The sequence below is a fragment of the Haloferula luteola genome (assembly GCF_014201715.1).
Classification (GTDB): domain Bacteria; phylum Verrucomicrobiota; class Verrucomicrobiia; order Verrucomicrobiales; family Akkermansiaceae; genus Haloferula; species Haloferula luteola.
In genome coordinates, this window is record NZ_JACHFD010000017.1 from 76,103 (window position 1) to 89,816 (window position 13,714).

Below are 13,714 nucleotides of genomic sequence, written 5' to 3' on the forward strand. Positions count from 1 at the left end.
GCAATGGCCGACTTGATGAGCGCCGGATGGCGTCCAAGCTCACCGATGATCCGCAGCACGAATTCATCCAGCGTCCGGCCCGGCAGGTTGCGGACGGTGCAGGCCGCCGCCTTACCGTCTTTGCTGACCTCGTTGCAGGTGTAGTAAAGGTAAGGGTTCCCGTCCTTGTCCTTCTTTCCGGCGGCTTTGGGTGTGAGGCGGTGGCCGCAGATACCGCAATGGATCATGCCCTTGAGGAGCGATTGATGGACGTTGCGCTCCAACCGGTCCTTGGGGTTGCCTCCCGGCCTTGTCTTGCCGCTGATGGCGTCATTGGCCTGCTGCCACAGCTTGGCGCTGACAAGCGCGGGATGTTCGCCGGGGAAGTCCTCGCCCCCGTGCCGGATGATTCCCTTGTAAAAGGGGTTGGTGACGATGGAGGTGACCTTGTGGCAGATGTAACGCTTGCCTCCTACGGTGGTCTGGCGCCCCCGGCGGCTCTGGACCTGACGGGTCGGGGTGCGAAGTCCCTCCGCGTTGAGGATCGCCGCCACCTTCGCCGGGCTACCCAGGTCACGGCTCAATTCAAAGATGCGCTTCGCCACCTTCGCGTCCCCCTCATGAATCCCGACCTTTTTGGTGGCGGGGTCGTAGGCGTAGCCGAGCGGTGCCCAGCCGCCGTTCCACATGCCGCGCTTGGCGCGTTCGCCCAGCTTGTGACGCACGCGCTCCACGGTGGTTTCTCGCTCGAACTGCGCGAAGGAAAGCAGCATGTTCACCATCAGCATGCCCATCGGCGTGCTGGTGTCGAAGGATTGGGTGGCGGACACGAAATGCACCCCGTATTGCTCCAGCACCTTCCACAGGTCGTAGAAGTCCGGCAGCGAGCGGGTGATGCGGTCGAGCTTGTAGGCGACCACCACCTTGATTTCGCCGAATCGGACGGCGTGTAGAAGGGCTTGGATGCCGGGCCGTTCCAGGTTCTTGCCGGAGAATCCGGCGTCATCGAAGAAGTGGGTGGCGGACCATCCTTCATGCTGGTGAAGGGCGATGGCGTGCTGGCAGATGTCGCGCTGGGTGTCCAGCGAACTGTAATCGCCCCGTGCCTGGTCATCGGTGGAAACGCGGGTGTAGATGGCGCAGCGGACGAGCGGTGCGGAACGGCTGCCATGGGTGGCGGTGGTGACGGAATGGAACGGTTTCATGGGATGATCAAAGGAAGCGCTTCAGGTTGAAGTCCCCGGCAAAGCGTCATGCCCTGCGGTGGCCGTCCATGGGGAAGCCGTCATGGACATGGCTCCATTTGGAGCCGGTGGACCCGAATCAGGGTCAGCGGTGGGGAATCCATTCGTCCCGGGGAGGGTAAACCTGATTTCTTGTCAGGCACCGGAGAAACCATAGTTCATACTTTACTTGTAATCAATCACTAATAACATATATACCGCTATTTTCCCAGCTCGCTCGCAATCTAACAGATTGAATACCCGACCCGGCGACCCGGCGACCCGGCGAAGGTGCCAGCCCTCAGCAGGGCATCGAAACAAGAGAGAAACCAAACGGTTTCTTTCCGAAGGAAAGAACCGATAACCAGCGGCATTTACGGAGCACAGCGGACGGCAAGAGGGAAACGGAATAAATGCCGAAGGCCGAGCGGCGGCGCATAGCGCCGCGAGTTATGCCGGATTCCCTCTTGACGGGAGCGAGCACCGGAACCGGAGGATGAGGAGATCAGGGCAACTGTAGCCAGAACGGTTTAATCATGATTGCGGAAGCTAATGCATTCACCTCGGCAAAAGGTAGTTTCCGCTACCTCCAAACGAGACTCGGCTGGCTCGAATGCTCTGAATTGTATAAGCGCTTTAGCGACGGCGGCGAAGCAGGATAAGGGCGGCGAATGCATTCAAGAGCATAACCGAGGGCTCGGGGGCGTGAGCCGTCACGCGAAAATAAAAATCGCCTTGATGGTCACGATCAATGGAATCGTCGGAGGTCTGCCGCAGATACGCCACACCGTCGGGATAGTAGTCCGTCACGGTTGAGGCCCCATACAACATGTAATGCGCAGGCCCTGTGGGACTGCTGAATTCGATTCCGTATTGGGTGCCGGCTTCGAGAAAAAGGCCATCGGCAAACTGCGCTATAATCGAAAATCCGCTTCCGGAATATTCAAGGGGTATTTCCGATGGCGATACTAGGGCCGAGGCCAGGATCGAACCAGATTGTCCATCGACAATGCTTACCACCGATACCATGAGCGGATTCACCGGGATGTAACCGGCTCCCATATCGGCCGCCGCCTCGATGGTGTAGAGCTGCCCACTTTCTTGAGCCAAGAAAGTTTGGCCAAGAATGATCGGCGTCAATTCTCCGCCGGGATCTTGATCAGCACCTACGGTCCCTCCGAAACGAGGATAAGGAGTGTTCAGGGGAAGATTCTGCGCGACGACCATAAGAGCACCATTCGCCGCCATCGTTGAAAATGCCGCAGACCCTAAAACGGAAAGAATTTTGTATGTGGCTCGTTGGGAAAGATTATCCATAAATTCTCTAGTGTTGTCGCTCGTCGGTCCAGAGTCAGTTCTGGAGGTTGGAAAGAGATTCCATCGTCGTATCCTGCCATTTCCTCAGCTCTTGGAGGGCTTTGTGTTCCTCGGGGGTCGCAATACCCGAAGTTTCTTCGATCTCTCTAGCATTGAGTACCACCTTCCACGCGTCATCCCGCTTGATCATCAGAATGCCGTCATGGTCAGGTTTCCCCGTCTTGTCCTTCGCTGTATCCTTGACGATAAGTCTGGCTACCGTACCCAGTTCCTTGCCGGTAACGATCTCAATTGCCGACTCTCCGGCTTCTGCCGCCTTATTAGAGAGCATTTTTACCCGCTCCAAAGTCGCGGCCTCTTTTCCGGGGGCCGTAAATATCAGGTTCGCGGCTTCCTGATGTTTGCCTCCCTTCACGAAGGCGAGGAATGAAGAAAGCGCCTCTTTGCTCTGAAGGTTCTCCGCTGAAGCGAAGCTGGGAAGGCAGGTAAGAAGGATCAGGACGATGTGTCGAAAATTCGTGATCATGCAGTGGGGATGGTTTGAAGTTCAGTGAGATCGAAAGACGGTGTTTCATAGGCAAGCATGAATGCGGGCTTGCCCTTTTCATAACCGTAAAATGCTTTCGGGCGCCCAAGTTCGGATTTGATGCGCTCGACCGCTTCGCGCCCGGAGAAAGCCCACATTTCCTCGGGTCCGGCGGTGGGCTGAAGCCAGAAATACCCCGGTGCGATGAACTCGCTTCGATAGCCGGAAAGCCCTTCCAGAGCGGTTCGCCCGAAGAAATCGACGTAAGAAGGGCCGAAGACATTGATCCACCAGACGCTGTTGAGGAATCGAATGCCCGTCGGATTCGCCTGGGGAACCTTGTGGCCGCCGATTTCGCCCACATTGTTTTCCGGATTGGCCACGTCCACGGAGAAGGGATTTCCGCCGCCGAGTGTAATGGCGGCGAAGTCCGCCTTCGTGAGCACGACCAGATCCCGGAGAAGGTCTTCCATTTCGGCAAGACGATCGTGGACGCTTGAATACTCGAATGAGCACTTGATTTCGTTCAACTGAGCCGTGCTTCCACTTTTTGTGTTGATCGTCATCGACCCGGAAACCGCGCCACTGAACCGGAAGAAGGCAATGTCTCCACCCTGACGGTAGAGAGGAGCCAATTTGTCCAGCCATTCCGAGTTCCAAACGAGCTTCAGGGGTTCCGAGAATCCGAACTTCTTCGGGGTAAGCCCTTGTACCGCTGCAATTCTAGAAACGACCGCCTCAATCGCAGCCCTCGATCCAAGAGGGCGCGATGATTGGGCGACCAAAGTCAGGACGAGGTTCTTCATGGGTTCGCTAGATACTGCAAAAGATCCGATTTATCAATGGCTTGCCAGGTTCCGGTATCCCAATGGTCCCAGAATTCGTAGGCATCTGTGTTCACGTTCCGCCGGACCAGCATCCCATTGGCGGACTTGATGTGGTCCAGGAGAGGTGTTGAGAGCTTCTTGGTTCGGCCAGTGATGATGATGCACACCCGCTTGCTCTGATTGACCGAAGCGGCGAATTCCGCTCGGATCTGGCGGGTGAACGAGAGCGATTTCACGTCCTTGACCTCAAGGAACCACCGAGGGCGGATCGCGTCGGGAATGCAGCCAATCGCCTGACCGTCGATCGTCTCGATGTATTTCACGGCTCCGGGACCGGCATTGCGCGAGTAGCCCAGGGAGTTCACCAGCGTATCGTGCTCGGTGATGTTGCCGCGAGCCCAGTTTCGTCGCACCAGCGGAACGGCGAAGGTCTTCCCTTCGGTGAAGAAGGTCAGATTCCGGACTCTCCGAATCTGCAAAACCCCGCTGATTGCGAAGTCCGCGCCCACGAACATGTACTCGCTCTCAAGCATACCGGCGGTGGTTTCAACCAAATCCCAATGCTTCGCCATGTGCTGGCCGATCTTGGCACGGTCTTCTCCGAGCTCGGTGTAAACTTCGCCCCAATAGCGAAGGATCGGGGTGATGTTTGCTCCTTGCGCTTCAGTCGGAAGGTTTTTCTTGAGGAAGGCATAGTAGGCGTCAGCCGCCTGCTCCGGGGTGAGACTGTCCTCGACGTAGATGTGGGTTCCGTCCCGCCAGACGTTTCGGGAACTGAACCATTCCCAACTCCTGCCGCCATAGGTCCATCCCCATAGCTCGAAGGCGTCGCGTTCCAGATCCTCGATTCGGGGTTCAGCCTCTTCGTATTTCTCGAAAAGAATCCGCTCGAAGGTATCCTCCCACTCCTCGCTGCCGTTGGCTTCGGGGGGATAACCACCTTCGGAGAGGGTCGTGTAGCCGCCGCCTCCGAGTCCTTCTCCTTCCTGGCTCATCAGGGGAAAAACAGGGCCACTGCTGCCAAGATCTGGGCGGGCGACGAGGAGGACCGTGCTGTCTTCGGGATCGGTGAAGCTGCCGACCCCGGTCTGGTAGGTGATCGTCAGGCGCTCGCGGTCCTTGGTATCGTCGCTACCTGCATAGGGATGCGGGCCGTACTCGCCCACGACGAGTGTAGATCCGGACACCGTGCCGCCTAGAGATGCGCCGGTAGCGTTCGTTCCGTCCTCGAAAGCGGGTTTAATCTGGCTTCCAGCCAGCGGCGTCAGCGATTGACCGACGTCGGCAAGAATGACCCTCGGAATCGCCGTGAGGCGGACGACTCCGAGCTTCTCCCAGCTTGTTCCATCAGCGCTGAAATGCAGCGTGATGGATTTGTCAGCGGCCGCAGCGCTCTTCTTGACCGCCTCGACATAGAAGATGAAGGAACCATTGGTTCCCGCGCCTTTCAGATCGTCGTAAGCGTACTCGACATTCGATTTGACCAGATCCCCGTGGCCCGCGACATCGCTTGAACGGCGGGCCTTATTGCCGTTTTTCGTCCAAAGGCGAAGCGATCCGTTACCTGGGCTCCATTTCGGGATCTGATTGGCGACGACCGTTCTGACGATCCCCGCGGGATCGGCTTCGTCGTACTCGAACTTCACCTTCGCATTCTTGATCCGCTTGAGCGCCGGGAGGTCGACGACAACTGGAACGAACGGATAGCAGGCGCTGTTGGCCAAACCACCGTGCACGTCCATTCCGTCCGCGAAATCGGGGATTCCGTCGTTGTCGGCGTCGCCGGTGCTGATCTTGACGAACTTCCCTGGATTTTCGGCGGCCGAGGCCTCTGCGGCCACGTAATCCTCCTTGTCTTCCTCCGCCGTATCCCTTCGCGGGAGCGCCAGGCCGTCGTTATTGTCGCTATCAATGTCGATGTCGCCCGAAGCGAAGATCACGCGCTTGCTCTCGAACTTCGTTCTCCATTCCGGCACGTCAGCCGCGACGTTGCTCGCGTCGTCCGCAATGATCGGATCGCCGGTGTCGGTCTCTCCCGTCTCGGGGTTCCATGAATCAATGAGCGTTCCGAGACTGTCGTTCGCGGGCTCGATTTTCAAGGTGTAGTCGAAATCGGGACCTTCCGCCGAGACGCCCGGGCTGGCGGAACGGGTGTCATTGTTCGTCCCCTGCCATTTGATCTGGAAGCTGTAGGTTTCTCCTTTCCGGAAAATATCCACGTCCTTCTCCGAGTATTCACCGAACCCACCCGAGCGAAGCGTATAGATCCGCTTTTCCTCGCCGGTCGCCGGATCCAGCTTGAAGCAGTTCAGAACGTAGTCTTCGCTTTCGCTTCCGCTCTCGTCCCCAACGCCAAGTCTGATTGTGAACTGTTCTCCCGGTTCCGGAGCCTGGCCTCCATCGGAAGGATCGTTCGGGTCCGAGCCCTGCCCCACCTCGTCGCCGTCGTTCGTGTTGTCTCCGGTGCCGCCGTCCGTATTGGGATTGTTCGGATCGGTATTATAGATCCATTCTTCGAGATTGGTCAGGCCGTCGAGATCCGGATCAAGGTTGCCATCGCTAGGGTCCAGGGGATTCAGGCCGTGCTCCAGCTCGTATCCGTCGGGGATCAGGTCGCCGTCCGTATCGGCGAGGCCGATGTCGGTTCCGGCTGCCTGTTCCGCCAGGTCCGTGGCCCCGTCGCCGTCCGTGTCGGTGTCCGCGGGCTGCCATTGGAATGGCGACGAAATGTAGGAGTATTCATTGAGGGACGCCACGCCGTCGCTGTTGGCGTCCCGCCACAGGGCGGTGCTCGCTTCGGTAACGTCCCAAAGTCCGTCCTGGTCGATGTCCTGGCGATAGTAGCCGAGGATTTCGTTCGCCGTCAGGAGACGCGACTGAATCCGCACCCGGTCGATATACGCTTCTGTCCAGGAAGTCGGTCCGTGCCCTGGATACAAGGCTCCGAAGGTGAAGGTAGTGTCGGAATCGTGGGCCACCGTGTATTCGAGGAGGGCGCCTTGGACGACCAAGTTGCCGTCGAGATACACCTTTTGCCCATTCGCCGCTGTCGAACGGGTGACGGCGAAATGATGCCATTTCCCGTCGTCGTTGGTCCCAGCGGGCAGGTTGAAGCTGTGACCGTTCATGACGGCCTTCGGATTGCCGTTGCTGTAGGGATACTCGTTCCAGTAATACGTCTGCTTGTATCCGCCGACAAACCACTGCTCACCCCCGCCCACCGGGTTCTTCCTGACCAGAAGGCCGGTGCCTTGGGCCAGTGGCGCATTGTTGGGAGAGGGCCCGGTTCCCTGTTTGTCGTAGATCATGTAGACCGCCCGGTAGATGTTGTTGGGCGCACTCTTGATCGAATCCTTGCCGAGCTTGAACCAGCCGGTGACGGTATAGGTGGCTACCCCTTGAACGGCCGAGGACGGAACGGTAATGGTTAATGGTCCCATCTGGCCGGCCTGTGAGGGCATGCCCATTGGCTGGGGGCCCACAACCCCGGTGGCATGCCGGTTCGCTCCGGAACGATCGGGAAAGACTGCGGGATAAGGGTTGCCGATCGTGGACTCAAAATCCCAGAAGCCTCGAAGATTCGTGGTACTGCCCGAAGGCGGATTGGAGCCGTCCGGATCGGCCATCGTGGCGCTTACCAAGGGCGAGGGGTCGAGAGATCATCCTCCTTGGAAACTTCGCCGGCTTCCCTGCGCGCAAGCGCCAGAACAGCAGCCTTGCACAACAAACGGCCGATCCTCCGGAGCCGTTCTTCCGAGGTGATCGTTTCGTAATCCGCCAGTGGTGGCATACCCCCAGCCTCCCATGACTTCAACGCGGGCTTGTTCTCTTCCGGGTGCAAAGAAGCCTAAAATACAGCGACGAATCTTTTACTTACGCCCCCAAGTGGGGCCAATTTCTGACAGAAATCGGAAGAATCTTTCGCCGCATATTCAGTCGGAATGGGCCAAGTGATCCATGCGATGCAGGCACACCGGTGAGTTTTCCGGTGCGCAACGTTGCCCACACGCTACATGAAATTCAGCATCCGCGGCGACCGGGAATGGGCTTCATCGCCTCGAACACACCTCCCTCTGGACGGCGGGCAACTGACCTGTTACTGGTATTGATCACGCATTTACACGATGTCTCCCGCGCCATCAGCCAAAATCCGCATCGGACCAGCCGGTCTACACTACTTCAATCGCAGCTCCGGCCTTAATGTTCTCTTTGATGAAGTAGATTTTCCAAAGATTTCGTGGCATGCCGCTCCTCGCCAAATCTCGATAGCTCTAACTAATGCTTGCGACCTACGATGCTCTTATTGCTACGCGCCGAAAAACCACGCGATCCTCGATTCTCGCAGGGTGTGCGCATGGCTCTCGGAGTTTGACGAACATGGGGCGCTAGGCATTGGTTTTGGAGGAGGAGAACCCACTCTCCACCCTCGCTTTGCTGAACTTTGCGAATTCGCTGCACAGCGGACGACGCTTGCCGTGACTTTCACTACTCATGGTCATCATCTGAGTCCTAAACTACTATCGCGAATCGAAGGCAGGGTAAATTTTATCAGGCTTAGTATGGATGGTATAGGATCGACTTATGAAAGATTGCGGGGAAGAAGCTTCAGAGATTTCACCACAAAAGTTCGAGAAGCTTCTTCCGTTGCGCCAATCGGACTGAACTTTGTTGTTAACGCGGATACCCTAGAAGATCTGGATTCCGCCATTGACTTCGCGCAGGCAGAAGGTGTCCGAGAGTTCCTTTTACTTACAGAGCAGCGCACAGACCGACGCTCAGGCATCGCCGCAGAAGAACTCCAGCTCCTACAGAATTGGGTAAGGAACTACAGAGGGAAAATGCCGTTAGCGGTGAGCGCAAGGGATGCGGATCGCTTTGTCACCTGCGACCCCTGCAATGCAGATTCAGAACTCCGAGCATACGCTCATATTAACGCCGTCGGTCAACTCCAACGAAGTTCCTTCGAAAAATCTGGAGTCCAGATCCTAGAAAGCGGTGTGATGGTGGCACTCCGAACGCTTCAAGAATCCCAACCATGTAACACAATATGAAAATATGGAATGCCTATGGCTCTGAACACTCAATGAATCTTGTTATGATCGGGTGCTTCAAGGATGCCGGAGCCGCTGAAGCAGCCAAAGATGCTATTGAAGAACTTCAAGCCTATTTCAGCGAACATGATCCAGATGGTGAAATATACACGCGAGAGGTAATGGACCTTCTTAGTAGGTGCAAGGTTTCTACAGTTGCGGCAACTGAACTTGAGCAGTTTCGATACGATTTCAGCGTAAATACCGATGGGCAAAATGTGCTCATCAAAACTGACGAAGCTGACGTCTCTGCCATCTGCAAACTCCTTATCGATAGAGGTGCCAAAGTCCAAATCTATTCAAAGCATGATTACCCAGAGGAGGTCGATAGTGGGAATGAATAATGTGGCAAAAGTCGATTGGGACAGATTTGAAGATCTACCTGGAGCGACGACGAGTAATTTCGAGGCGCTTTGCAGGGCGCTGATCCGTTTACATGGAGGGCGGTTTGGGATATTCCGGGCGACCGCTCAAATGCCGGGCATTGAGTTCCACCTAAAGCTGCTTTCTGATTGCACTATCGGAAAGGCTGGCGACTGGTATGGGTGGCAATGTCGATGGTATGGCACAGGAAGAGGTGTCGCCTTGGGAAAGGCTCGACGGAATAAGATTGTCGAAGCAATTCGTACTTCAGAAAAATATTTCCCGCAGTTGACTGACTGGGTGCTATGGACACGCCATCCTCTTACAGCTGGCGACGACAAGTGGTTCCATAAAATTCAAACAAAATTCCGCCTCCACTCCAGAGACACATCGTACGCTGAGGATCTATTGAGCGGAGACGCCTTAATTCTGCGTTCGACATACTTTGGTGAATGGGTCCTTCGACCCGATTCTCTTGTTGAAGGCCACAAGCGGTCTGTCTCAAGTATTCATTCCAGATGGCTCCATGAGACCCACCAAGAGGTAGAAGCTGAACGCAGATTACTTCGTATTCTCGGAGAAGCAGATTCTTGGAAAAAGCTTCTGGAAGTGGCCGACGAATTGGCCGTCTCAGTAAATGCTATCCGAAGCGATTCTCACCTCCCGTCAAAATTTAAGACGGAAATACAAAACTTCATCGATCTATTACAAAAGTTAGTAGAGGATCTTCGAAGCTGCCCAAAGACCTTGGCAGACGGAGATTTTGACTTGCTACAACAGATTCTAGAGCAACGTCAAGGAAAGGTTAGCCCGCAGCTAAGAGCCTTGCCGCGACATCTCAGATCACTGCGTTTGCCGATAAATTTTCATGCTGCTAATGGACTAGTAAATTATGATTGGGCCAATCGATTGCTTGATGAAATGCAAGCATGTCTTGGCACCAGAATTCAGGCGGTGATGGCAGACGCCGGTGGGGGAAAAACGCAGCTAGCAGCTGAAATTACCGCTCCAAGAGGGAAGAAGCCCGCGGGTATCCTTTTGCATGGGCGTGATCTCAAGTCGGGGGAGGATCTCAATGATCTCGCTCACTCGTTTATTTTGGACGGGAAGCCGATGCCGAGCTTCGAGGCTTTAATCGCTGCTCTTGATGCGGCGGCAAACCGTGCTAGATGTCGGTTGCCTCTGGTTATAGATGGACTCAATGAAGCCGAAGATCCACGCGACTGGAAAAAAGCTCTGAGTGAAGCAGACATCACGCTCAGAAAATATCCTGCTGTATTATTGGTTGTTACATTGCGTACGGGTTCGTGGCGGCCCTCGGATGAAGGGAGAGGACTTCACGGTGTTCCTATCGACGAAAATGATGTACGCACGATATTTGCGCGGATCGCGTTGCCTGAAGGGACGCCCCTTATAGAAATGAACGGTTTCGACGAAAATACTAGAGAAGCAATAGAGCGCTACCTCAAATATTTTAGAATCAAGGCAAGATTGGCGGAACTTCCGATCGACTTGCTAAATCATCCGCTGACTCTTCGCATTTTTTGTGAGGTTACGAATCCGTCACCACAAAAGGGTGATGTTGGTCCTGAGGCGTTGCCTCGCTCTCTTATTCAATTGTTTGAACGCTACGTAGCTCGATCAGTCGAGCGGATCGGTGAGCTTTCTCCCAAGGCAATGCCGTTTAGCGGCCAAGACGTGCGTCGAGCATTAAATCAACTCGCTCTTTTACTCTGGAACAAAAACAGCCGAGAGGTCGATCAGGATGAGTATCGAACTTTGATCAACGATTCTGGGAGACTTTGGAGTCATAGCTTGGTAAAGTTGATGGAACAAGAGGGGCTGATTCTGCGCGTAGCTAGATCTACAGATGGTAAATATGGTGTAATTCCAGTTTACGACGCAATCGGCGGATATCTCATTGCAAACGCGATAGTAGCTGAGCGCGGATATACAGACTTCATTGCTTGGATTCAGAACGAGAGAACTATTCTACGATTCGCAAGTGAAACTTGGACGGAATTGCATCCTATGGCCGGGGATATTTTCAGAGCGCTTGTAGCCCTTACTCCCCGTCGCTTTCAGCAAGAACAGCTGTGGGGATTGATTCCTGAGAAGTTAAAGCTATCCGCACTTTTAGAAGCTATCGAACTAGAAGGGGATCTGATTGATCAAGCCACTATTGCTGAAGTTTCTCAGCTTATCCACCAATCGAAAGAATCGAAAAAGATTTTCGGACTTCTTTTGCGCTCGCGTGCCATACCTAAGCACCCGTTCAATGCAACGTTTATTGACGCTCAGTTTCGTCTGATGACAAATTCAGAGCGGGATCTGAGTTGGACGGAGATAGTAAGAAGAGACTACGAACAGCAATATAGAGGCTTAGCGAGAATTGGAGAGGAATGGGAGCTCGATCGGTCTCCGAGATCTGAAAGTGACATTCTACTTGCACGTTGGAGGATGTGGCTCTTAACCACTACTTCGCACGAGATGCGCATGAAAGTTACTCGAGCGCTCTATTGGTTTGGTCGACATGATCCAAGCCCTCAATTTGCTCTTACAATAGAATCGCTATCGATTAGTGATCCGTATGTTCCGGAGCGAATGTTGGCAGCATGTTATGGTATTGTAATGAACCTGCACGGCGCGAACCGAAATGCGGAGTATGAGGTCACAGTTCTTAAAGAGTTCGCACGCGCCCTTTATGAAAATTTATTTGCTCCACATGCTCCCTACGCGACCACGCATGCTCTAACTCGCGAATATGCACGTAGAATAATCGAAGTTGCATCTGTTTCCAATAGATCATTGCTCACAAGTGAAGAGGCGATCCGGGTAGTCCCTCCGTACCCTTCGGATCTTCATGCCGAAATGCCCGAGATAGAGGTGAAGAGGGAATTCGACCAAGTGTCGCACCCATCACCATTTAGGATGGATTTTGAAAACTACACACTAGGTCGCTTGGTGCCAGGTCGTGGAAACTACAATTACACTAACGAAGAATATAGACGAGTCGTAGCGCAGGTGCTTGGTCGGGTCCAAGATCTCGGCTGGACATCAGAATTATTCGAAGAGATAGATCACGACATCAGCTCCTCTGGTTTCTATTCTCGTCGGGATGAAAACTCTCATCGGAAAGTGGATCGCTACGGCAAAAAATACTCATTGATTGCCTACTATGAACTGGCTGGAATGCGGGAAGATTTAGGATTATTAAAGTCTGGTTATTGGAATGATTCGGATCGTTCTTTCTATGTAGATATTGATCCTAGCTTTCTTGAAAGAAGGTGTGCTGAACGCCTATCGTCGAAAAATTGGCTTGCTGGAAATAATAAGACGCTTGCATCTTGGGTAGCCCGTGGTCCAATGCCTGACACCACGGACCTCCTCCGGCGTAACGAAATCAATGGCGAGAAAGCGTCGTGGTTCATGCTCGATGGCTATTTCACTCAACAAGACAAGGTGACGGGCAGGGACATTTTCTTCTTTGTTAGGTCGCTGCTTGTTTCAGAGAAAAAACACTTAGCAATTGCTGAAGCTCTTAAAAGGCAATCGATGAAAGTCCGTTGGCTGCCTGAAAAACCCGGAGAACGATATGCTTACGCTGGAGAATTTCCCTGGTGTTCTACCTTTAGCGAATATGGATTGGAGCAATTGAGATTCGTAACCGAAAGCGAGACTGTGACGGTTACCCGGAAGCAGGCAGACTTCGATGGAATACCCAAGGAGCTATTGGATCAAGCATTTGATCTGCTAAGCTCACACAAGCCGCTTCCTAAGGAATTGAAGGAATCCTTAGAAGCTGCTCACGTCTCTAGGAACGTATCGACTCAAGAAGTGAGAGAAAAATTCGTCTCGTACAACGCGACAATTCCAGTTGTTGATTTTCTCTGGGAAGGACCTGCGATTGATGATGAGAGTGGAAGCGGAGTTTTCCTCTCGAAACGAATTGCAAAGAAACTTGATCTGAGGTGGATAGCAGGAACACATGATCTCGCGGATGCCACTGGCCAAAGAGCCACTTACAACACGGAATACGGCTTTAACACCCGCGAAGATCGCCAAACAGCATTCTTTCTCCGAGAAGACTTGCTCAGGAAATATCTGCGACAGACGAGGCAGACAATGATTTGGATAACTTGGGGGGAAAGAGGCATTGCTAATCACCTGTATCAGAGCTTGGACCGTAATTCGTTCGGGGAGCCGTTTAAAGTGTTCCAAGAGATCGAAATCTTTGATCCCAAACTACCATAATGGATCCGGTGGATGAACCACTCGATCCGCAGTAAGGACGTGTAGTGCTCCCTTGGAAGTTGGACAGCCTTGGTTTTTATTCAGGCTGCGGTGTTGCATTGTGCTTGGTGGTATTGGGTTGGTGACTTGTATTTG

7 protein-coding genes and 1 pseudogene are annotated in these 13,714 nt (G+C 53.9%); 3 read left to right on the forward strand and 5 right to left on the reverse strand.

Translation table 11 applies throughout. The features are described from left to right. Positions 1-110 precede the first annotated feature (110 nt). The 5 genes and pseudogenes from HNR46_RS21535 to HNR46_RS15435 all read right to left on the reverse strand — a co-directional run. Positions 111-1,184: pseudogene (locus HNR46_RS21535) on the reverse strand (recombinase family protein); the annotation flags it as partial. A gap of 654 nt (positions 1,185-1,838) precedes the next feature. Continuing rightward, positions 1,839-2,519 carry a hypothetical protein gene (locus HNR46_RS15420; RefSeq protein WP_184020383.1) on the reverse strand — a complete coding sequence of 227 codons (681 nt, stop codon included), beginning with the start codon at positions 2,517-2,519 and terminating at the stop codon, positions 1,839-1,841. A 34-nt stretch (positions 2,520-2,553) separates the two neighbouring features. Continuing rightward, entirely contained in the window at positions 2,554-3,045 is a 492-nt protein-coding gene (locus HNR46_RS15425; protein ID WP_184020385.1) for a nuclear transport factor 2 family protein, read from the reverse strand. Next, a complete protein-coding gene (locus HNR46_RS15430; RefSeq protein WP_184020387.1) occupies positions 3,042-3,851 on the reverse strand; it encodes a hypothetical protein in 810 nt (269 codons plus the stop codon). Before HNR46_RS15430 ends, HNR46_RS15425 begins: the two co-directional genes overlap by 4 nt. Then, positions 3,848-7,333 carry a LamG domain-containing protein gene (locus HNR46_RS15435; RefSeq protein ID WP_221285204.1) on the reverse strand — a complete coding sequence of 1,162 codons (3,486 nt, stop codon included), beginning with the start codon at positions 7,331-7,333 and terminating at the stop codon, positions 3,848-3,850. The genes HNR46_RS15430 and HNR46_RS15435 overlap by 4 nt, the downstream gene beginning before the upstream one ends. Positions 7,334-7,996: 663 nt before the next feature. Between HNR46_RS15435 and HNR46_RS21540 the strand changes: the two genes are divergently transcribed. The 3 genes from HNR46_RS21540 to HNR46_RS15450 are packed head-to-tail and all read left to right on the forward strand — an operon-like array spanning position 7,997 to position 13,579. Then, a complete protein-coding gene (locus HNR46_RS21540; protein WP_184020391.1) occupies positions 7,997-8,923 on the forward strand; it encodes a radical SAM protein in 927 nt (308 codons plus the stop codon). Next, a complete protein-coding gene (locus HNR46_RS15445) occupies positions 8,920-9,306 on the forward strand; it encodes a DUF6375 family protein (protein WP_184020393.1) in 387 nt (128 codons plus the stop codon). The genes HNR46_RS21540 and HNR46_RS15445 overlap by 4 nt, the downstream gene beginning before the upstream one ends. After that, positions 9,269-13,579: an NACHT domain-containing protein gene (locus tag HNR46_RS15450; protein WP_221285205.1), complete on the forward strand. Its 4,311-nt coding sequence runs from the start codon at positions 9,269-9,271 to the stop codon at positions 13,577-13,579. Before HNR46_RS15445 ends, HNR46_RS15450 begins: the two co-directional genes overlap by 38 nt. Positions 13,580-13,714 lie beyond the last annotated feature (135 nt).